This is a genomic window from Streptomyces sp. TBY4 (genome assembly GCF_024213195.1).
Classification (GTDB): Bacteria; Actinomycetota; Actinomycetes; order Streptomycetales; family Streptomycetaceae; genus Streptomyces.
Map to the genome: position 1 here is coordinate 254,456 of NZ_JANAVF010000006.1, position 18,047 is coordinate 272,502.

General features: G+C 73.2%; 20 protein-coding genes and 1 tRNA gene. 9 read left to right on the plus strand and 12 right to left on the minus strand.

The features are described 5' to 3' along the window. Positions 1-25 precede the first annotated feature (25 nt). Complete coding sequence (locus NLX94_RS38960) at positions 26-1,426, plus strand: DUF1906 domain-containing protein (RefSeq protein ID WP_302169650.1); 1,401 nt, start codon at positions 26-28, stop codon at positions 1,424-1,426. A gap of 1 nt (position 1,427) precedes the next feature. Here NLX94_RS38960 and NLX94_RS16980 read toward each other — a convergent pair whose 3' ends face one another. The 4 genes from NLX94_RS16980 to NLX94_RS16995 are packed head-to-tail and all read right to left on the minus strand — an operon-like array spanning position 1,428 to position 5,462. After that, positions 1,428-1,949: a pyridoxamine 5'-phosphate oxidase family protein gene (locus tag NLX94_RS16980; protein ID WP_254383648.1), complete on the minus strand. Its 522-nt coding sequence runs from the start codon at positions 1,947-1,949 to the stop codon at positions 1,428-1,430. 36 nt (positions 1,950-1,985) lie between these two features. Beyond that, positions 1,986-2,714, minus strand: a complete 729-nt coding sequence (locus tag NLX94_RS16985; RefSeq protein WP_254383649.1) for a VWA domain-containing protein — start codon at positions 2,712-2,714, stop codon at positions 1,986-1,988. Between the two features lie 40 nt (positions 2,715-2,754). Then, positions 2,755-3,846: an acyl-CoA dehydrogenase family protein gene (locus tag NLX94_RS16990; RefSeq protein WP_308402438.1), complete on the minus strand. Its 1,092-nt coding sequence runs from the start codon at positions 3,844-3,846 to the stop codon at positions 2,755-2,757. After that, positions 3,843-5,462 (minus strand): FadD3 family acyl-CoA ligase, encoded by a 1,620-nt coding sequence (locus NLX94_RS16995; protein WP_254383650.1) that lies wholly within the window; start codon positions 5,460-5,462, stop codon positions 3,843-3,845. The genes NLX94_RS16990 and NLX94_RS16995 overlap by 4 nt, the downstream gene beginning before the upstream one ends. Before the next feature lie 99 nt (positions 5,463-5,561). On the opposite strand from NLX94_RS16995, the gene NLX94_RS17000 reads away from it, so the two are divergent. Continuing rightward, positions 5,562-6,137, plus strand: coding sequence for a flavin reductase family protein (locus NLX94_RS17000; protein ID WP_254383651.1), 576 nt, complete (start codon positions 5,562-5,564; stop codon positions 6,135-6,137). On the opposite strand, the gene NLX94_RS17005 is transcribed toward NLX94_RS17000, so the two are convergent. After that, positions 6,023-6,664 carry a helix-turn-helix transcriptional regulator gene (locus tag NLX94_RS17005; protein WP_374683978.1) on the minus strand — a complete coding sequence of 214 codons (642 nt, stop codon included), beginning with the start codon at positions 6,662-6,664 and terminating at the stop codon, positions 6,023-6,025. The two genes, NLX94_RS17000 and NLX94_RS17005, sit on opposite strands and share 115 nt — an antisense overlap. A gap of 83 nt (positions 6,665-6,747) precedes the next feature. Between NLX94_RS17005 and NLX94_RS17010 the strand changes: the two genes are divergently transcribed. The 3 genes from NLX94_RS17010 to NLX94_RS17020 are packed head-to-tail and all read left to right on the plus strand — an operon-like array spanning position 6,748 to position 9,500. Continuing rightward, positions 6,748-7,878 (plus strand): LLM class flavin-dependent oxidoreductase, encoded by a 1,131-nt coding sequence (locus tag NLX94_RS17010; RefSeq protein WP_254383653.1) that lies wholly within the window; start codon positions 6,748-6,750, stop codon positions 7,876-7,878. 3 nt (positions 7,879-7,881) lie between these two features. Further along, positions 7,882-8,613 carry a glucose 1-dehydrogenase gene (locus NLX94_RS17015; RefSeq protein WP_254383654.1) on the plus strand — a complete coding sequence of 244 codons (732 nt, stop codon included), beginning with the start codon at positions 7,882-7,884 and terminating at the stop codon, positions 8,611-8,613. Further along, the gene (locus NLX94_RS17020; RefSeq protein ID WP_254383656.1) at positions 8,610-9,500 is read left to right on the plus strand and encodes an alpha/beta hydrolase; all 891 of its coding nucleotides are present in this window, start codon (positions 8,610-8,612) and stop codon (positions 9,498-9,500) included. The genes NLX94_RS17015 and NLX94_RS17020 overlap by 4 nt, the downstream gene beginning before the upstream one ends. A 4-nt stretch (positions 9,501-9,504) precedes the next feature. Here the strand turns inward: NLX94_RS17020 and NLX94_RS17025 are convergent. Continuing rightward, a tRNA-Ala gene (locus tag NLX94_RS17025) sits at positions 9,505-9,579 on the minus strand. 67 nt (positions 9,580-9,646) lie between these two features. On the opposite strand from NLX94_RS17025, the gene NLX94_RS17030 reads away from it, so the two are divergent. Next, entirely contained in the window at positions 9,647-9,973 is a 327-nt protein-coding gene (locus NLX94_RS17030; protein ID WP_254383657.1) for a hypothetical protein, read from the plus strand. Between the two features lie 70 nt (positions 9,974-10,043). Here the strand turns inward: NLX94_RS17030 and lepB are convergent, their stop codons facing one another. From lepB to NLX94_RS17055, 5 genes are all read right to left on the minus strand, one after another. Then, on the minus strand, positions 10,044-10,748 hold the full coding sequence (gene lepB / locus NLX94_RS17035) for a signal peptidase I (protein ID WP_254383659.1): 705 nt from the start codon (positions 10,746-10,748) through the stop codon (positions 10,044-10,046). Between the two features lie 124 nt (positions 10,749-10,872). Beyond that, positions 10,873-12,030, minus strand: a complete 1,158-nt coding sequence (locus tag NLX94_RS17040) for an acetyl-CoA C-acetyltransferase (protein ID WP_254383661.1) — start codon at positions 12,028-12,030, stop codon at positions 10,873-10,875. A gap of 53 nt (positions 12,031-12,083) precedes the next feature. Next, positions 12,084-12,698 (minus strand): TetR/AcrR family transcriptional regulator, encoded by a 615-nt coding sequence (locus tag NLX94_RS17045; RefSeq protein ID WP_254383663.1) that lies wholly within the window; start codon positions 12,696-12,698, stop codon positions 12,084-12,086. A 15-nt stretch (positions 12,699-12,713) separates the two neighbouring features. Beyond that, positions 12,714-13,508 carry an SDR family oxidoreductase gene (locus tag NLX94_RS17050; protein WP_254383665.1) on the minus strand — a complete coding sequence of 265 codons (795 nt, stop codon included), beginning with the start codon at positions 13,506-13,508 and terminating at the stop codon, positions 12,714-12,716. After that, a complete protein-coding gene (locus NLX94_RS17055) occupies positions 13,505-14,653 on the minus strand; it encodes an acyl-CoA dehydrogenase family protein (RefSeq protein ID WP_254383667.1) in 1,149 nt (382 codons plus the stop codon). The genes NLX94_RS17050 and NLX94_RS17055 overlap by 4 nt, the downstream gene beginning before the upstream one ends. A 46-nt stretch (positions 14,654-14,699) precedes the next feature. Between NLX94_RS17055 and NLX94_RS17060 the strand changes: the two genes are divergently transcribed. The 3 genes from NLX94_RS17060 to NLX94_RS17070 are packed head-to-tail and all read left to right on the plus strand — an operon-like array spanning position 14,700 to position 17,688. Beyond that, entirely contained in the window at positions 14,700-15,560 is an 861-nt protein-coding gene (locus NLX94_RS17060) for an enoyl-CoA hydratase (RefSeq protein ID WP_254383668.1), read from the plus strand. Next, positions 15,560-16,705, plus strand: coding sequence for an acyl-CoA dehydrogenase family protein (locus NLX94_RS17065; RefSeq protein WP_254383669.1), 1,146 nt, complete (start codon positions 15,560-15,562; stop codon positions 16,703-16,705). Before NLX94_RS17060 ends, NLX94_RS17065 begins: the two co-directional genes overlap by 1 nt. Then, entirely contained in the window at positions 16,705-17,688 is a 984-nt protein-coding gene (locus NLX94_RS17070; protein ID WP_254383670.1) for an acyl-CoA dehydrogenase family protein, read from the plus strand. The genes NLX94_RS17065 and NLX94_RS17070 overlap by 1 nt, the downstream gene beginning before the upstream one ends. On the opposite strand, the gene NLX94_RS17075 is transcribed toward NLX94_RS17070, so the two are convergent. Further along, the gene (locus tag NLX94_RS17075) at positions 17,670-18,041 is read right to left on the minus strand and encodes a YrdB family protein (protein WP_254383671.1); all 372 of its coding nucleotides are present in this window, start codon (positions 18,039-18,041) and stop codon (positions 17,670-17,672) included. The genes NLX94_RS17070 and NLX94_RS17075 overlap by 19 nt on opposite strands. Positions 18,042-18,047 lie beyond the last annotated feature (6 nt).

Consider the following 18,047-nt stretch of genomic DNA (forward strand, 5'->3'; position numbering starts at 1 on the left):
GGGCGTTCTGGTAACAGTGGGTCACATGCTCCCCTCCCACACGCTGTTGAGCTGCCTGCTGGGCGCCGCGCTGCTGGCCCCCGTCCCCCTCGGAGCCCCGGCCGCGGACGACCGGACCGTGGACTACCGCGGGCTGCGCCTCACCGTCCCCGCCGACTGGCGGATCGTCGACCTCGAGCGGAACCCCGACGCCTGCCTGCGCCTCGACCGGCCCGCCCTCTACCTCGGGCACGCCGGCACCCAGAGCGAATGCGGAGCCGCCCGCGCCGCCGCACGCCGCTCCGACACCCTGCACCTGGAGCCGCTCCACGGAGCCCCGCCGCGCGCCGACATCCCCACCGTCGGAGGCGACGGGGGCGACCCCCTGCCCAAGGTCCGGGGCGACAGCAACGAGATCCGCTACGCCCTGCGCCGCGCCGGACTGATGGCCACCGTCTCCTACGGGTCCACCCCCGAGGCCGTCCGCTCGGTCCTCACCCGGGCCCGCGCCCTCACACCCCCGGCCGCCCCCGGCCCGGGCCCCGTCGACCCGGTCGGCGCCCCCGGCCCGGGTCCCCGTACCACCGTCCAGGCACCCTTCACCGGCGAGGGGTTCGACGCCTGCACGGCCCCCACCCAGCGCACCATGGACGCCTGGCGGGCCGACTCGCCCTTCGGCGCCGTCGGCGTCTACATCGGCGGCCGCGCCCGCGCCTGCGCCCAGCCGCAGCTCACCGCCGGATGGGTGAGCCGGCAGGCCGCGGCGGGCTGGCACCTCATGCCGATCTGGGTCGGCCCCCAGCCCTGGAACAGCTCTTCCACCGGACTCTCCACCGACCCCTCGGAGGCCAACGAGCAGGGCCGGGCCGAAGCCGAGGGCGCGGCCCACGCGGCCGCGGCTCTGGGCATGGCCGAGGGCACGGTCCTCTACAACGACCTGGAGAACTACTCGGACCGGGCCACCTGGGACGCCCCGGTCGTCGCCTACCTCACGGCCTGGACGGTCCGGCTGCGCGAACTGGGCTACGCGTCCGGGGCCTACGTCTCGGCGAGCTCCGGGGCCAAGGCGCTGAGCGCCCACTACGCCCAGGCCCCGGAGGCCATGCCCGACGTGCTGTGGGTGGCCCGCTGGAACGGCGCGGCCTCGGTCACCGACGCCGACCTGGGGCTGCCCGCCGGTACGGTCCAGTGGACGGGGGGCCGCCGGGCCCACCAGTTCCGGGGGGACCACGACGCCACGTACGGGGACGTGACGCTCAACATCGACCGGAGCTGGCTGGACGTCGGCGCCCAGACCCCGGTGAAGGCTCCGAAGGTGCCGAAGGCCCCGGGCAAGGCCAAGAAGGCTCCCGCGAAGTCCCCGGCCAAGGCGCCCGCAAAGGTTCCGGCCAAGGCGCCCGCCAAGGCGCCCGCGGTGGTCCCGGCGAAGGCCCCGGCCGGGGTCTAGCTCAGCCCGCCGCCGGCTCCTCGCGGGCCGGCTCGTCGTCGTTGCCCCGGCGCAGGGTGCGCAGCCCCTGCTCCGGGGTCCACGAGCGGACCACCAGGTCGTCTCCCTCGACCCCGACGTGGACCACCTCCGTCAGATCGGCGCGGAACAGGTCGAAGGGGTGCGGGGTGTCGTTCTCCTCGGCCTCCTCCGCGTACCGGTGGAGCTCGGGCTGCTCCACGATCTCCACCGCCCGCCCGGAGATCCGTACGTCCCCGTCGGGCATGGTCTCGCCCGCGCCCGGGTTGGTGTGCAGGGCGAAGCGGGGATCGCGCCGCAGGTCCTTCCCCTTCATGGAACCCGGCATCATGCCGAGCCACAGCTCACCGCCGCGGATGTCGACATTGAGTCCGGTCGCGCGGGGGGAGCCGTCCTTGCGCAGGGTCGCGAGGACGTGGTGCGGGAACTGTGCGAAGCGGGCCTTGACGGCCGCCGCGAAGTCCGGTTCCGCCTTTTCGAATACGGCCCAGTTGTTCGTCGTCATACGTCCATCAAAGCGCGGGGCGGCGATGCCCGCCGGTCAGGCGCGCACGATTCCCGCCGCCCGGGCGGCGGCCAGCCATGCCGGGAACTCGCCGACCAGGCGGTCGTAGAGCTGGGCGTCCGGGACCGTCCTGGGGTCGGGGCCGGCGTGGAAGTAGCCGGCGTTGTCCACCACCCGCTTGTCCGGGACGGGCAGTTCGTCCAGCCGTCGCAGGAAGTCGAACTGTGTGCTGCGCGTGTTGCCGAAGCCGATGAACTGCCAGAAGAGCGGCAGCCGGGCCGCCTTGCACAGGTACTTCTCGGCGGCGAGCTTGTTGATCGGGCCGCCGTCGGTCTGGAAGACCACGAGCGCGGGGAGGGCGGACCCCGAGTCCAGGTAGTGGTCGATCACCGCGTCCATCGCCGCGTGGTAGACCGTCTTGCCCATGTGCCCGAGGCCCGCAGCGATCGCGGTGACCCGCCCCTCGTGACCGGCCAGGGAGATCTCCTCGACCGCGTCGACCTCGGTGGAGAAGAACACGACCGGCACGCGGGCGTCGTCATCGAAATGCGCGGAGAGCCCCAGCACCACGTCGGCGAGGGCCTGCACGCTGCCGTCGTTGTAGTACGGGCGCATCGAGCCCGAGTAGTCGAGGACCAGGTACACCGCGGCCCGTCCGCCCTCCAGGCCGTGGGTGCGCAGCGAGGTCCCGGCGCTCTTGTACAGGCTCACCAGCGCCGGGGCGGTCTCTTCGATCTTCCGGAGGTCTATCGCACTGCCCGTCATGGGCCCGAGGGTACGGGAGCGCCCGCCGGTTCGCGGGCCGTCAGGCCGGGAGGAACCCCAGCCCGGCCGCCAGCCGTTCGCGGTGCACGGCGGGGGAGCCGAAGAGCTGGGCCGAGCCGTGGGCCCGCTTGAAGTACGCGTGCGCCTCGTGCTCCCAGGTGATGCCGATGCCGCCGTGCAGCTGGATCATCTCGCCCGCCACGTACGCACCGGCCTCCGAGCAGGCCGACTTGGCGGCGGCCGCCTGCTCCGGGGCCGCATCGGAGGCGGCCGCCGCGAGGGCCAGCGAGCGGGCGCCCTCCACCGCGGTGTGCAGATCGGCGAGCCGGTGCTTCACCGCCTGGAAGGAGCCGATGGGCCGCCCGAACTGCACCCGCTCCTTCGCGTACCGGACCGTCGCCTCCAGTGCCCGCGCCGCCGCTCCCACCTGTTCGGCGGCGAGCGCCGTGCAGGCCAGGTCCCGGACCCGGGCGAGCACCCCGGTGCCGTCGGCCGAGAGCAGCCGGGCCGGGGTCCGGTCCAGGGTCAGCTCCGCGAGGGGGCGGGTGAGGTCCATGGTGGACCGTACGGTGAAGGCCGCGGGAGGGGCGAGGAGTTCGAACAGCCCGAGGGGTGCGTCGAGGCCGCCATCCATCCGGGCGAACGCCAGCAGCAGGGACGGCTCGGCCGGGCCCGCCAGGACGTACCGCTTGGTGCCCGTGAGCAGCCAGTCGGGCCCCACGGGCCCGGGTTCGGCCCGGGCCGACAGGTCGCCGGCCTCCCAGCCCCCGCCCGACGGTCCGTCCGGAGCCTCCGCCCAGGCCAGGGCGCCGACGACCGTGCCCTCCGCCAGCTGCGGCAGGTGCTTCGCGCAGGCCTCCCGGTCACCGGACGCCAGCAGGGCCGCCACGGTCAGCACCGCCGAGCCCAGGTACGGTACGGGGCTCAGCGCCCGCCCCAACTCCGCCATCACCACCCCGACTTCGGCCGGCCCGCAGCCGAGTCCGCCGTACTCCTCGGGGACCGCCAGCGCGGCCGCGCCGATCTGGGCCGTCAGCGGAGCCCAGGCCGCGTGGCCGGGGTGGCGGTCCAGGACCGCCCGTACCGCGTCCCGGAGTTCCTCCTGCTCCCGGGTCAGCTCCAGCGTCCTCACGCCGACTCCCCTCGCGCCGTGCGGCGCAGCTCCGTCTTCAGCAGCTTGCCGCCCGCGTTGCGCGGGAGCTCCGGCAGCACGGTGAAGCGCCTCGGCACCTTGAAGTTGGCCAGCCGTTCCCGGGTCCAGGCGGTCAGCTCCTCCGGGGTGACCGGCCCGGTGGTGACGACGTAGGCCACCCCGACCTCGCCGAGCCGCTCGTCGGGGGCGCCGACGACCGCCGCGTCGGTGATGGCCGGGTGGGTCAGCAGCACGTTCTCCACCTCGGCCGGATAGGCGTTGAAGCCGCCGACCACGTACATGTCCTTCAGCCGGTCGGTGATGGAGAGGTAGCCGCGTCCGTCGAGCACGCCGATGTCCCCGGTGCGCAGCCAGCCGCCGGGCAGCACGGCTTCGGCGGTGCTCGCCGGGTCGTCCAGGTAGCCCGGGGTGACGTGGTAGCCGCGGACCTGCACCTCGCCCGGCTCCCCGGCGGGCAGCACGGCGCCGAGCGGGTCGCAGATCCGTACCTCGGTGTCCGGCAGCGGCAGGCCGACGGTGTGCGCGAGGGTCCGGGCGTCGGCGTCGGTGGGGCAGACGGACACGACCCCGCCGGACTCGGTGAGCCCGTACGCGGTGAACACGTCGGGCGCCCCCAGTTCGGTGCGGATCTCCTCGACGAGGGAGGTGGGCACCGAGGCGGCTCCGGTGCCGGCCAGGCGCAGCGCGGACAGGTCGTGCGCGGCCCGCGCCGGGTGGCGGATCAGGCCGTGGAAGACCGTCGGCGGGCCCATCAGACAGGTGACGCGCTCGGCGGCCATGCGGTGCAGGATGCGGTCGGTGTCGTAGACGGCTTCGGGGAGCATGGTGACCCCGCGCAGCAGGCAGGCGAGCACCCCGGCCTTGTAGCCGAAGGTGTGGAAGAAGGGGTTGACCAGCAGGTACCGGTCGCCGGGGCGCAGGGTGACCAGGCCGGACCAGGAGGCGTAGAGCCGGAGGGTCTGGCCGTGTGTGGTCATGACCCCCTTGGACCGTCCGGTGGTGCCCGAGGTGTAGAGGATGTCGCTGAGGTCCCCGGGGCGCACGGCGGCCGCGCGCGCGGCCCGCTCGGCGTCGGGGACGGCCTCGCCGGCGCGCAGGTACGCCTCCCAGGAGACGGTGCCGGGCGGCGCGTCGGGGCCGGTGCCCGTGCCCTCCTCGCGCCCGTCGCGCAGGATCACCGTCGAGGCGAGCGCCCCGAGGTCCTCGCCGGAGGCGTGCAGGTCACGGACGTAGTCGGTACCGAGGAACCCGCGCTCGGTGAGCAGCACGCGGGCCCCGCTGCGCCGGATGATGTCGGCGGCCTCGGCGGGCTTGTAGCGGGTGTTGACCGGCACGAGGACCGCTCCGGCGCCGACCGCGCCGAGGGCGGCGGTGATCCAGTGGCGGCTGTTGGGGGCCCAGACCGCGACCCGGTCGCCGGGGCGGATGCCGTGGGCGATGGCGGCGCGGGCGGCGGCGGAGATCTCGGCGGCGAGGCGGGCGAAGGTCCAGCGGACCTCCCCGTCGGCGAGCGCCTCGAGTTCCCCGTACGCGGCGGCGGCGTACTCGGGGAGCCGGGCGAGCGTGGCGGGCGGCTGAGGCGGGGGCGGTGGCATCGGGGACCCTCCCTACTTGACGAGCGAGCGTGGGCGGTATCCAATCACAGGTGTTTCGGTTAGGCATATACCTAGTAGAAATAATCAGGGAGGGTTCTCATGAGCGAGGCAGCCTCGTCCGACATGAAGTCGGTCCTGTCCAGCTTCTGCACCGGCGTCGCCGTCATCACGGCGCGCGGAGCCGACGGCCGTCCCGTCGGGATGGCCGTCCAGTCCTTCTCGTCCGTGTCCCTGGATCCGCCGCTGGTCTGCTTCTGCCCGGCGCGCACGTCCACCACCTGGCCCCGGATCCAGGCGGCCGGAGCCTTCGCGGTCAACATCCTCGCCGCCGACCAGCAGGAGCTGTGCCGCGGCTTCGCCGTCACCGGGGGCGACAAGTTCGCCGGAGTCCCCTGGCGGGCCGGCTCCAACGGCGCCCCCCTGCTGGAGGGGGTCCTCGCCACCGTCGAGTGCGATCTGGAGGCCGTCCTGGACGGCGGCGACCACGCCATCGCCCTGGGCCGGGTCACCGCCCTGACGGCCCACCGCGAGGGCGCGCCGCTGCTCTACTTCCGGCGCACCTACGGGCGGTTGCCGGGCTCGCCCGGAGCCGGGGCGGAGGCCGACCCGCGCGCCTTCTCCAGCTCCGCGATGTCGTCGAGCATGGCGGCCGCGAGGTCCCGCTCGGAGGCGTAGTACCGCTCCGCCCACTTGAGGGTGAGGGTCGGGTAGGCCCACGAGGCCTCTTCCCGGGCCCCGTCCGCGTCGGCCACCGCGCGCCGCCGCATCTTCTCCGCGAACTCCTGGTGCTGTACGAGGACTTCGCGCATCTGCTCCGGCTCCAGCAGGTGGCCGAGCCACAGCCGCAGCATCGGCCCGTGCTTGAGCACCGGCGGGTCGACGGGCGCCTCGCGCGCCCAGCGCCGTACGGCCGTCATGCCCTCGTCCGTGATCCGGTACACCCGCTTGTCGCGGGAGCCGGTCTCCTGGGCGACCATCCGCGAAGAGGCGTAGCCGGCCTTCTCCAGCCGCTTGAGCTCGCTGTAGATCTGACTGAAGGACGGGCTCCAGTAGAAGAAGCGCAGTGACCAGTCCGACCACTTCTTGAGGTCGTAGCCGGAGAGCTCCTCCCCGAAGGAGAGCAGCCCGAGCACCGCCCAGCTGGTCGCGGGGAGCGTGCGCCCGTTCGTCTCTTCTGCCGCCTCGTTGGTCACGCAGCGCAGTCTACGACCGGTCTTCGCGGCGCCCCTTCCCCCGGAGGGGTATGCCTGCTAGAAGTATTCCTATTCGAAATAACGGAGGTACCGTGAAGTTCTCGATGATCTTCGAGGCGCAGCTCGTCGACCCGACGCCCGAACGCGAGCGCCAGGTCATCCACGACTGCGTCGAACAGGCCGTGTTCGCCGAGGAGATGGGCTTCGACCGGATCTGGGCCGTGGAACACCACGCCCTCACCCAGTACGCCCACATGAGCGCCTCCGAGATCTTCCTGACCTGGGTCGCCGCCCGGACCGAGAAGATCCGCATCGGCCACGGCGTCGTCACCATGCCCTTCGGCTACCAGCACCCCGTGCGCGTCGCCGAACGCGCCGCCATGCTCGACGTGCTCTCCGGCGGCCGCGTGGACATCGGCGCCGGCCGCGGGGCCACCCGCCAGGAGATGTCCATGTACGGGGTCCGCCCCGAGGACACCTACCCGCAGATGGAAGAGGCGCTGCGGATCTTCTCCTCCGCGTGGCGCGAGGAGAAGTTCGAATGGCACGGCTCCATCGACATCGGCCCCGGCGCGATCCTGCCCCGGCCGGTCCAGGACCCGCACCCGCCGCTCTTCATGGCCTGCTCCAAGCACGACACCCTCAAGCTCGCCGCCGAACTGGGCATCGGAGCCCTCGTGATGGGCTTCGCCGGAGCCGACGACGTCCGCACCATGCGCAAGGTCTACGACGAGGCCATCGCCACCCGCAGCGGCGACCGCTTCGTCTCCACCGAGGTCAACGACCACCTCTCCGCGCTCTGCCCCACCATCGTCCTCGACGACGCCGAACGCGCCCTGCGCCTGGGCACCCGCGGCCAGCGCTTCTTCGCCGAGTCCATCGCCCACTGGTACGGCAACGCCCCCGAGCCCACCGGCTGGTCCGAGGACGAGACCGCCGAGGAGCACGTGGCCGCGCTGGCGAAGGGCCGCGAGGAGCTGGTCGCCAAGCTCCACGACGCGAACATTCCGGCCCGCCCCATAGACACCGGCACCTACAACGCCGAGCATGCCTACGGCAACGCCCAGACCGCCATCGCCTACGTCGAGCAGCTGCGCGAGATCGGCGTCGACGAGGTCATGTGCCTGATCCAGATGGGCACCGTTCCGCAGGAGGCCTGCATGGAGACCATCCGCCAGTGGGGCGAGACGGTCATCCCGCACTTCCGCGCCCTGGAGGGCTGACCAGTGAGCGTCCGTCTCGACGGCAAGGTCGTCGTCATCACCGGCGCCGGACGCGGCCAGGGCGAGGCTGAGGCCCGGCTCTGCGCCGAGGCCGGAGCGCGGGTCGTGGTCACCGACATCCGGGAGGAGGAGGGCCGCGCGGTCGCCGCCTCGCTCGGCGACCAGGGGCTCTACGTACGCCACGACGTGGCCGACGCCGACAGCTGGGCGGAGGTGGTGCGCGAGGCCGTACGCGCCTTCGGCACGGTCTCCGCCCTGGTCAACAACGCGGCGCTGTGGCGCACGGCCCACGTCGAGCGCCAGGGCCTCGAAGACTTCGAAGCCCTGCTCCGGGTCAACCTGCTCGGGCCGTTCCTCGGCATCCAGGCGGTGGCCCCGGTGCTGCGCGCCGGAGGAGGGGGCTCCATCGTCAACGTCTCCTCCACGGCCGGACTGGTCGGCATCCCGGGCCACGCGGCGTACGGATCGAGCAAGTTCGCCCTGCGCGGGCTGACGAAGTCGGCGGCCCTGGACCTGGCGGGGGACCGGATCAGGATCAACTCCGTGCATCCGGGGGCGATCGACACCCCGATGGTCAGCGAGGCCGTCGCGGGGCGGGACTGGTCGCACCTGCCGCTGGGGCGGATCGGCCGGCCGGAGGAGGTCGGGGAACTGGTCCTCTTCCTCTGCTCCGACGGCTCCTCGTACATCACGGGCGCGGAGTTCACCGTCGACGGCGGGATGACGGCGCGATGAGCGGGACCGACCGGCTCTCCCCGGCGGCCCGCGGGCTGTGCGACGCGCTGGCGGCCGTCTTCCCCGGCCCGGGGGACGCGGCGGCCCTGCGGGCGGTGGCGTCCGCAGCCCCGCGCAGGGGCCCGGAGGTGGCCTCGGTCCGGGACGCGGTCGCCGACGGGGTCCCCGTCCGCATCTACGACCCGGCGCCGGGTGCCGAGGGCCGGCCCCTCACGGTGTTCCTCCACGGCGGGGGCTGGGTGATGTGCGGCCTGGACACCCACGACGCGCTGTGCCGGGACCTGGCCCTGGCCTCGGGGGCGGTGGTGGTCTCCGCGGAGTACCGCCTCGCCCCCGAACACCCGTGGCCGGCGGCGCCCGACGATGCGCTGACGGTGCTGCTGTGGGCCCGGGCGCGGGCGGCCGGACTGGGCTGCGACCCCGCGCGGCTGGTCGTCGCCGGGGACTCCAGCGGAGGCAACCTCGCGGCGGTGACGGCCCTGCGGGCCCCGGGGCTGATCGCCGGGCAGCTGCTGTTCTACCCGGCGCTGGACGCCTCGATGGAACACCCCTCCGTGGCCGAGTTCGCGGAGGGCCACTTCCACACCGCGGCCCACATGGCCTGGTACTGGGACCAGTACGGCGGAGACCCGGCCCACCCCCACGTCTCCCCGCTCCGGGCCCCCGACCTCTCGGGGCAGCCCCGCACCCTGCTGGTCCTGGCCGACTGCGACGTCCTGCGGGACGAGGGCCTGGCGTACGGGCGCCGGCTCGGCGGGGCGGGAGTCGACTGCGGGATCCACCTGGTCCCCGGCGTCTTCCACGGCTTCCTCGGCATGCCGCTCCCCGCCGCGCGGGCGGCGATCGAGGCGGCGGGGGCGTGGGTGGCGGCGACGGCCGCGAAGTAGAGGGGGCTGGGCGGCCGGATTCGAACCGGCGTCCTCCTCCATGCTGTGTAGGCGCACTACCTCTGTGCTACGACCCAGCCCTTGTTCCGGATCCTAGGAGCAACCCCGCATGACGCGCACGCGAATATCCCCGGCATGATGTGCGCATGTCGATATCGGTCCCGGGGGCCCTGGCGCGCAACTCCCTAGCCCTCGCAGCGGAGTTCGCCGCCGCCCTGCTCCTGCGCGGCTCCCAGCCGCACTGGCTGCCGATCCTGCTCGCCCTGGTCGCCCTCGTCTCCGGACTGCCGCACGGCACCGACGCCGGCTTCGTCCACCGCATCGTGCTCGCGCTCGGCGCGGTGGCGATCGCCCTGTCCGGCGCCCGGGTCCTGGACGCCCCCGACCCGCTGCTCTGGCAGGCCCTGACCGGAGCCCTCGCCCTGACCCAAACGGTCTCCCTGACCCGCCTCTCCCACCGCCCGGCCCCCTGAAACCGCCGGCCGGCGCCGCGGCCGCCCGCCTCAACGTCAAGCACGCACATCGTGGGCCGCATCGAGGTGGTCAGGGAGTTCCACCGCTGATTCCCGGCTGCCCGAAGGTGTCCGGGACCGGCAGGGTCGACCAGCGGGTGAGGGGCCAGGCGACGACGACGGCGCGGCCGACGACCTCATCGACCGGTACGAAGCCGTGGGTCTTCGGGTCGTCCATGTGGTAGCGGGAGTCGGAGGACTTCTGGCGGTGGTCGCCCATGACCCAGAGCTTCCCCTTGGGCACGGTCACCGGGCCGAACGGCTTGTCGCCGCAGGGGGTGTTCCCGGGGAAGATGTACGGCTCGTCCAGGGCCTTGCCGTTGACCTCGACCGGTCCGGTCCCGCGGCATTCCACCGTGTCGCCGCCGACCGCGATGACCCGCTTGATCAGGTCCTTCTCGTCGGCCGAAGGCATCAGGCCGATGGTGGAGAAGAAGTTCTGGACGGCGTTGCGCTCCGGGACGGGCTCGCCGTCCAGCCAGTCGCTCGGGTCGTGGAAGACGACGACCTCGCCGCGCTCCGGCTCGGCGCCGAACCAGGGCGTGAGCTTGTCGACCAGGACCCGGTCCCCGCGCTGGAGGGTGTTCTGCATCGAGAGGGAAGGGATCGAGAACGCCTGGAACAGGAAGGTCTTGATCAGGAACGCCACCACCAGGGCGACGGCGACGAGCAGCGGCAGCTCCTTCCAGAAGGGGCGCCGCTTGACTGCTGCCCGCTCGTGGGCCGTGTCGCCCATGGGGGCCTCCGAACTTTTCTCGACTGGGCCCAGGAAACACCATGGGCCGGTCGGCAGGCCGTAAAGGCGGACGGCGAGAACGGCTCCCCGGGGCACCGCCCCGGGGAGCCGGACCCGCCGCGGGTCAGAGGCGCTCGATGATGGTGACGTTGGCCTGGCCGCCGCCCTCGCACATGGTCTGGAGGCCGAAGCGGCCGCCCGTGCGCTCCAGTTCGTGCAGCAGGGTCGTCATCAGCTTGACGCCGGTCGCGCCCAGGGGGTGGCCCAGGGCGATCGCGCCGCCGTTGACGTTGACCCGCTCCGGGTCCGCGCCCGTCTCCTTCAGCCAGGCCAGGGCCACCGGCGCGAACGCCTCGTTGATCTCGACCAGGTCGATGTCGGCGAGGGACATGCCCGTCTTCTTCAGGGCGTACGCCGTCGCCGGGATCGGCGCCGACAGCATGCGGATCGGGTCCTCGCCGCGGACCGACAGGTGGTGGATGCGGGCCCGCGGGCGCAGCCCGTGTTCCCGTACCGCCCGCTCCGAGGCCAGGAGCATCGCCGCCGCGCCGTCCGAGACCTGGGAGGAGACGGCCGCCGTGATCGTGCCGCCCTCCATGACCGGCTTCAGGCCGGCCATCTTCTCCAGGGTGGTGTCGCGGCGCGGGCCCTCGTCCACCGACACCTCGCCGTACGGGACGATCTCGCGCTCGAAGCGGCCCTCGTCGATCGCGCGCAGCGCCCGCTGGTGGGAGCGCAGGGCGAACTCCTCCATGTCGAGGCGGGAGATGCCCCACTTCTCGGCGATCAGCTGGGCCCCGTAGAACTGGTTGACGGGGGAGTCCCCGTACCGGGCCCGCCACCCGGCCGAGCCCAGGTAGGGGCCCTCGGTGAAGCCCAGCGGCTCCGCCGCCTGCCGCGAGGCGAAGGCGATCGGGATCATCGACATGTTCTGGGTGCCGCCCGCGACCACCAGGTCCTGGGTGCCGGACATGACGCCCTGCGCCGCGAAGTGCACGGCCTGCTGCGAGGAGCCGCACTGGCGGTCGATGGTGACGCCCGGGACCTCCTCGGGGAGTCCGGCCGCCAGCCAGGCCGTCCGGGCGATGTCGCCGGCCTGCGGCCCCACCGTGTCGAGGCAGCCGAAGACCACGTCCTCCACGGCCGACGGGTCGATCCCGGACCGTTCGACGAGGGCTTTGAGGACGTGCGCCCCCAGGTCTGCGGGGTGGACCTCGGACAGGCCCCCCTTGCGCCGCCCCACGGGGGTGCGGACCGCTTCGACTATGTAGGCCTCGGGCATCGGAACTCCTCAGGGATATCCAGGCATCGGGCAGGTGCCGGGGATGTACGGGATTACGTGCGTGTGGCGATCCCGTCCAGGACCATCGACAGGTACTGGCGGGCGATCTCCTCCGGGCTGTGCTGGCCGCCCGGCCGGTACCAGGACGCCGCCACCCACACCGTGTCGCGCACGAAGCGGTAGGTGAGGCGGATGTCCAGGTCGGCGCGGAAGACCCCGTCCGCGACCCCGCGCTCCAGCGTCCCGAGCCACGCCTTCTCGAACTTGACCTGCGAGTCGGAGAGGTAGTGGAAGCGGGGCTGGACCGACAGGGTCCGGGACTCCTTCTGGTAGATGGCGACCGCGGCGCGGTGCCGGTCGATCTCCCGGAACGATTCGGTGACGAGGGCCTCGATGGTCTCCCTGGGCCCGAGACCGGCGGCGAGCACGGTGTCGTAGCCGTCCCACAGCTCGGTCAGGAAGGCGGAGAGGATCTCGTCGAGCATCGATTCCTTGGAATCGAAGTGGTAGTAGAGGCTGCCGGCGAGCATGCCGGCGGCGTCGGCGATCTTGCGGACGGTGGTGGCGTTGTAGCCCTGCGCGGCGAACACCTCGGCGGCGGTGTCGAGGAGTTCGCGGCGGCGCTCGGGCGACGCGGTCACCTGGGGCTTCTTCTTGTTCGTTGGCACGGGGCCATTCTGGGCCTACGCGTGCTGACTGCTGACCGACACGGTCTCGCCCGTCATGTACGACGAGTAGCCGCTGGCCAGGAAGACGATGACGTTGGCCACCTCCCAGGGTTCGGCGTACCGGCCGAAGGCCTCGCGGGCGGTGAGTTCGGTGAGCAGCTCCTCGCTGGTGACCTTCACCAGGTGCGGGTGCATGGCCAGGCTCGGCGCGACCGCGTTGATGCGTACGCCGAACTCCGCGGCCTCCAGCGCCGCGCAGCGGGTCAGCGCCATCACCCCGGCCTTGGCGGCGGCGTAGTGGGCCTGCCCGGTCTGGGCGCGCCAGCCGATGACGGAGGCGTTGTTGACGATCACCCCGCCCGTTCCGGAGGCCTGCATCGCCCGCATCGCGGCGCGGGTGCAGCGGAAGGTGCCGTTCAGGGTGACGTCGAGGACGCGGGACCACTGCTCGTCGGTCATGTCGACGAGGTTCGCCGTGCCGCCGAGCCCGGCGTTGTTGACGACGAGGTCGAGGCGACCGTGGAGCCGTTCGGCGAGCGCGAAGAAGGCGCCCACCTGCTCCTCGTCGGTGACGTCGCAGGGCAGGGAGGCGACCCGGTCCGCGCCGAACTCCGCGGCCAGCGCCTCCTCGCTCTCCTTGAGGCGGCGGGCGTGCGCGTCGCCGATGAGGACCCGGGCGCCCTCCTCCAGGAACCGGCGGGCGGTGGCCCCGCCGATCCCGGCCCCGGCGGCCGCGGTGATCACGGCGGTCCGTCCGGTCAGCAGGCCGTGCCCGGCCACGTACTCGGGTGCGTTGCCGGTCGGGTTCACGCGCGTACCTCCTTGGGAAGGCCGAGGATGCGCTCGGCGACGATGGTGCGCTGGATCTCGTCGGAGCCCGCGTAGATCGTGTCGGCGCGGGAGAAGAGGAAGAGCCGCTGCCAGTCGTCGAGGTCGTACGGATCCCCGTGCGCCCCGGCCGCGAGGAGCGAGGCGGCTCCGCAGACGTCCATGGCGAGCTCGCCGAGATCGCGGTGCCAGCGGGCCCAGTACAGCTTGGCCGTGGACGGGGCGACCCCGGGCCGCAGTGCGGAGGCGCGCATGGTCTCCAGCCCGATCCAGGCCCGGACGAGCCGGTCGCGGATCAGCGGATCGGCCATCGCCCCGTTGCGCTTCGCCAGCGCGGCCAGGTCTTCGAGTTCGCGGCGGAAGCCGACCTGCTGGCCGAGGGTGGAGACGCCGCGCTCGAAGCCCAGGGTGGCCATGGCGACGGCCCAGCCCTCGCCGGGCGCGCCGACGAGGTGGGCGGCGTCGGTGCGGGCCCCGTCGAAGAAGACCTCGTTGAACTCGGAGGTCCCGGTCAGCTGCACGATGGGCCGGACCTCCACCCCGGGCTGGTCCATCGGGACCAGGAGGTAGGACAGCCCCGCGTGCCGGCGGGAGCCCGGCTCGGTGCGGGCGACGACGAAGCACCACTGGGCCTCGTGCGCCAGGGAGGTCCAGGTCTTCTGGCCGTCCACCACCCACGCGCCGTCCACCAGGGCGGCCCGGGTGCGGATGCCCGCCAGGTCCGAGCCGGCGTCGGGCTCGCTGTAGCCCTGGCACCACAGCTCCTCCACGGCCCGGATGGGCGGCAGGAAGCGGCGCCGCTGCTCCTCGGTGCCGTGGGCGATGAGGGTGGGGCCGAGGAGCTGCTCGCCTATGTGGTTCACGCGCGCGGGCGCGTCGGCCAGCGCGTACTCCTCGTGGAAGGCGATCTGCTGCGCGGTGCTCGCGCCGCGGCCGCCGTACTCCACGGGCCAGCCCACGCAGGTCCAGCCGTGCGCCGCCATGTGCCGTTCCCAGGCGAGGCGTTCGGCGAAGGCCTCGTGCTCCCGGCCGGGTCCGCCGCGGCCCTTGAGGGCGGCGAACTCGCCGGTGAGGTGGGCCCGTAGCCAACTCCGAACCTCGGTGCGGAACTCCTCGACGCTGCTCATGGCCGTACGTTAACCTACCAAACACTTGTTAGGGAAGGATGCAGCGATGCCCGGAGAGATGTCCGACGAAACCCCCGTGCTCTACGAGCGCCGCGGCCCGGTCGCGTACGTGACCATGAACCGCCCCCGGTACCGCAACGCCCAGAACAGCGCGATGACCTACGCCCTCGACGACGCCTTCTACCGGGCCGCGGACGATCCCGCGGTCAAGGTGGTCGTCCTGGCCGGGGCCGGCGAGCACTTCTCGGCGGGCCACGACATCGGCACCCCGGAGCGCGACGCGCACCTGCCCTTCGAACGCCGGGCCGGTCTGTGGTGGGACCACTCCCAGCGCTCCGGCGCCGAATCCCGCTTCGCCCGCGAATCCGAGGTCTACCTCGGCATGTGCCGGCGCTGGCGCGAACTGCCCAAGCCCGTCATCGCCTCCGTCCACGGAGCCTGCGTGGCCGGCGGGCTGATGCTCGCCTGGGTCTGCGACCTCATCGTGGCCAGTGAGGACGCCTTCTTCGCCGACCCCGTCGTCCGCATGGGCATCCCGGGCGTCGAGTACTTCGCCCACCCGTGGGCCATGCCCCCGCGCATCGCCAAGGAGTTCCTCTACACCGGCGACCGGATGCCCGCCCGCCGGGCGTACGAGATCGGCATGGTCAACCGGGTCGTCGAGCGGGCCGAACTGGAGGAGGCCACCGACCGGCTCGCCCTGCGGATCGCCGAGATGCCCTCCTTCGGACTCGCCCTCACCAAGCGGGCCGTCAACCAGGCCGAGGACCTCCAGGGCCTGCACACCGGCATGGACTCCGTCTTCGGCCTGCACCACCTCGCGCACGCCCACAACGCCGAGACCGCGGCGGACTCACTCGGCGGCATGAACATCGCCGCGATGAAGATGAAGGAGGCGAACAGCTGATGGACCTCGACCACTCGGCGGACGTGGAGGCCTTCCGGGCCGAGGCGCGCGACTGGCTCGCCGCCCACGTTCCCGCCACCCCCCTGCCCTCGTTGGAGACCCGCGAGGGCTTCGCCGCCCACCGGGAATGGGAGGCGCTCCTGCACTCCGCCCGCTGGTCGGTGGTGTCCTGGCCCGAGGAGTACGGCGGCCGCGGCGTCGACATCGAGCGCTGGCTGGTCTTCGAGGAGGAGTACTGGGCGGCCGGCGCGCCCGGCCGGGTCTCGCAGAACGGCATCAACCTGCTCGCCCCCACCCTCTTCGACCACGCCACGGACGAACAGCGCGCCCGCGTCCTGCCCTCCATGGCCAGCGGCGAGGTGATCTGGGCCCAGGCCTGGTCCGAGCCCGAAGCCGGCTCCGACCTCGCCTCCCTCACCTCCCGGGCCGTGCGCACCGAAGGCGGCTGGCTGCTGACCGGGCAGAAGACCTGGTCCTCGCGGGCCGCCTTCGCCGACCGCGCCTTCGGTATCTTCCGCACCGACCCCGACACCCCCAAACCCCACCAGGGCCTCACCTACCTGATGTTCGACCTGCGCGCCCCCGGGGTCACCGTGCGGCCCATCGGCCGCCTCGACGGCAAGCCCGCCTTCGCGGAACTCTTCCTCGACGAGGTCTTCGTCCCCGACGCGGACGTCATCGGGGAGCCCGGACAGGGCTGGCGGATCGCCATGTCCACCACCGGCAACGAGCGCGGGCTCACCCTGCGCGCCCCCGGCCGCTTCCTCGCCGCCGCCGACCGCCTCGTCGACCTGTGGCAGAGCCACGGGGACCCGGCCGACACCGCCCTGCGGGACCGGGTCGCCGACGCGGTCGTCGGAGCCCGCGCCTACCAGCTGTTCACCTGGGCCAACGCCTCCCGCTTCGCCGCCGGGGAGACGATCGGCGCCGAGTCCAGCCTGAACAAGGTGTTCTGGTCCCAGTACGACATCGCCCTGCACGAGAGCGCCCTCGACCTGCTGGGCCCCGACGCGGAACTCGCCGACGGGGAATGGGCCGAGCCGTGGATCTTCTCCCTCGCCGGCCCCATCTACGCGGGGACCAACGAGATCCAGCGCGACATCATCGCCGAGCGGCTGCTCGGCCTCCCGAAGGGCCGCCGCTGATGCGCTTCCTGCCGTCCGAGGAACAGACGGACTTCGCCCGCACCCTGCGCACCCTGCTCGCCGCCTCGGAGGTCCCGGCGGCGGTACGGGCCTGGGGCGCGGGCGACCACGCCCCCGGCCGGGTCCTGTGGTCGCGGCTCGCCGCCACCGGACTGTTCGCCCTCGCGGCCGACGAGGCCCACGAGGGCATGGGCCTCATGCCCCTGGAACTGGCGACCGGGTTCGTGGAGCTGGGCCGGGCCGGGGTCCCGGGCCCGGTGGTGGAGACGGCCGCCGCCGCCGTACTCCTCACCCGGCTCGGCGACGAAGCACTGGCCAAGCGGTTCCTCCCCGGGCTCGCGGCGGGGGAGACCCCGGCCACCCTCACCCTGCCCGGCGGGGGCCCGTACGCCCTGGACGCCGACGCGGCCACCCACCTCTTCACGGTGTCCCCGTCCGGGGAGCTCCGGCTGGCCCCCGGCGCCGGACCGCTGCGCACCTCCACCGACCCCGCCCGCCGCCTCGCCCTCCCGGACGGCGGCGGCGAACTCCTCGCCGCCGGCCCGGCGGTCACCGCGGCGGCCCGGGACGCCGCGGACTGGGCCCGGCTGCTCACCGCCGCCCAGTGCCTCGGCACCGGCGAGGCACTCCTCGCGCGCACGGTGGAGTACGCGAAGCAGCGCACCCAGTTCGGCACGGCCATCGGCGGCTTCCAGGCGGTGAAGCACCGGCTCGCCGACACCCTGGTGGGCCTGGAGTTCGCCCGGCCGCTGCTGTGGGCGGCCGCGCTCTCCCTGGCCCCCGGGGAGATCGCCGCGGCGAAGCTGACCGCGGGCGAGGCGGCGTACGCGGCCGCCATGACCGCGCTCCAGCTGCACGGAGCCGTCGGCTACACCGAGGAACTCGACCTCTCGCTGTGGCTGCGCAAGGCACGCCCGCTGCGCGACGCCTGGGGGAGCCCCTCCCAGTGCCGGGCGGCGGTGCTTCAGGAGCGGGTGCGGTAGTACGTCGCCAGTGCAGTGTTCGCCACCACGATCACCGTGAACCACAGGGACGGCAGCCGCTGCCCGAGCGCGAGCAGCGCGAGGGCGGCGGCGCCGAACACCACCGCCTTCACCCCGAGCTGCGCGGCGAGCGGGACGGCGTACCGGGCCTTGGGCGCGGCGAACATCCCCCAGAGCACGGCGGCGGCGGCCGGCGCGGCCACTGCCAGGGCGATCGACCCCAGCCGCCCGATGTCACGGGTCCAGCCCCACCAGGCCAGCAGGCCCAGGGCCAGCAGCTCCAGCAGGAAGGCGAGGCCCTCGTTGGCGAGGAAGAAGGCGCGGACGGGCGCGGGCAGCGGAGAAGGGCTCATGGGAGC

What these genes read in the sequence shown, in the direction of transcription:
- NLX94_RS38960 (WP_302169650.1), top strand. Translation starts at nt 26, where the DNA reads ATGCTCCCCTCCCACACGCTGTTGAGCTGCCTGCTGGGCGCCGCGCTG.
- NLX94_RS16980 (WP_254383648.1), bottom strand. Translation starts at nt 1,949, where the DNA reads ATGACGACGAACAACTGGGCCGTATTCGAAAAGGCGGAACCGGACTTC.
- NLX94_RS16985 (WP_254383649.1), bottom strand. Translation starts at nt 2,714, where the DNA reads ATGACGGGCAGTGCGATAGACCTCCGGAAGATCGAAGAGACCGCCCCG.
- NLX94_RS16995 (WP_254383650.1), bottom strand. Translation starts at nt 5,462, where the DNA reads ATGCCACCGCCCCCGCCTCAGCCGCCCGCCACGCTCGCCCGGCTCCCC.
- NLX94_RS17000 (WP_254383651.1), top strand. Translation starts at nt 5,562, where the DNA reads ATGAGCGAGGCAGCCTCGTCCGACATGAAGTCGGTCCTGTCCAGCTTC.
- NLX94_RS17020 (WP_254383656.1), top strand. Translation starts at nt 8,610, where the DNA reads ATGAGCGGGACCGACCGGCTCTCCCCGGCGGCCCGCGGGCTGTGCGAC.
- NLX94_RS17030 (WP_254383657.1), top strand. Translation starts at nt 9,647, where the DNA reads ATGTCGATATCGGTCCCGGGGGCCCTGGCGCGCAACTCCCTAGCCCTC.
- lepB (WP_254383659.1), bottom strand. Translation starts at nt 10,748, where the DNA reads ATGGGCGACACGGCCCACGAGCGGGCAGCAGTCAAGCGGCGCCCCTTC.
- NLX94_RS17040 (WP_254383661.1), bottom strand. Translation starts at nt 12,030, where the DNA reads ATGCCCGAGGCCTACATAGTCGAAGCGGTCCGCACCCCCGTGGGGCGG.
- NLX94_RS17055 (WP_254383667.1), bottom strand. Translation starts at nt 14,653, where the DNA reads ATGAGCAGCGTCGAGGAGTTCCGCACCGAGGTTCGGAGTTGGCTACGG.
- NLX94_RS17060 (WP_254383668.1), top strand. Translation starts at nt 14,700, where the DNA reads ATGCCCGGAGAGATGTCCGACGAAACCCCCGTGCTCTACGAGCGCCGC.
- NLX94_RS17065 (WP_254383669.1), top strand. Translation starts at nt 15,560, where the DNA reads ATGGACCTCGACCACTCGGCGGACGTGGAGGCCTTCCGGGCCGAGGCG.
- NLX94_RS17070 (WP_254383670.1), top strand. Translation starts at nt 16,705, where the DNA reads ATGCGCTTCCTGCCGTCCGAGGAACAGACGGACTTCGCCCGCACCCTG.
- NLX94_RS17075 (WP_254383671.1), bottom strand. Translation starts at nt 18,041, where the DNA reads ATGAGCCCTTCTCCGCTGCCCGCGCCCGTCCGCGCCTTCTTCCTCGCC.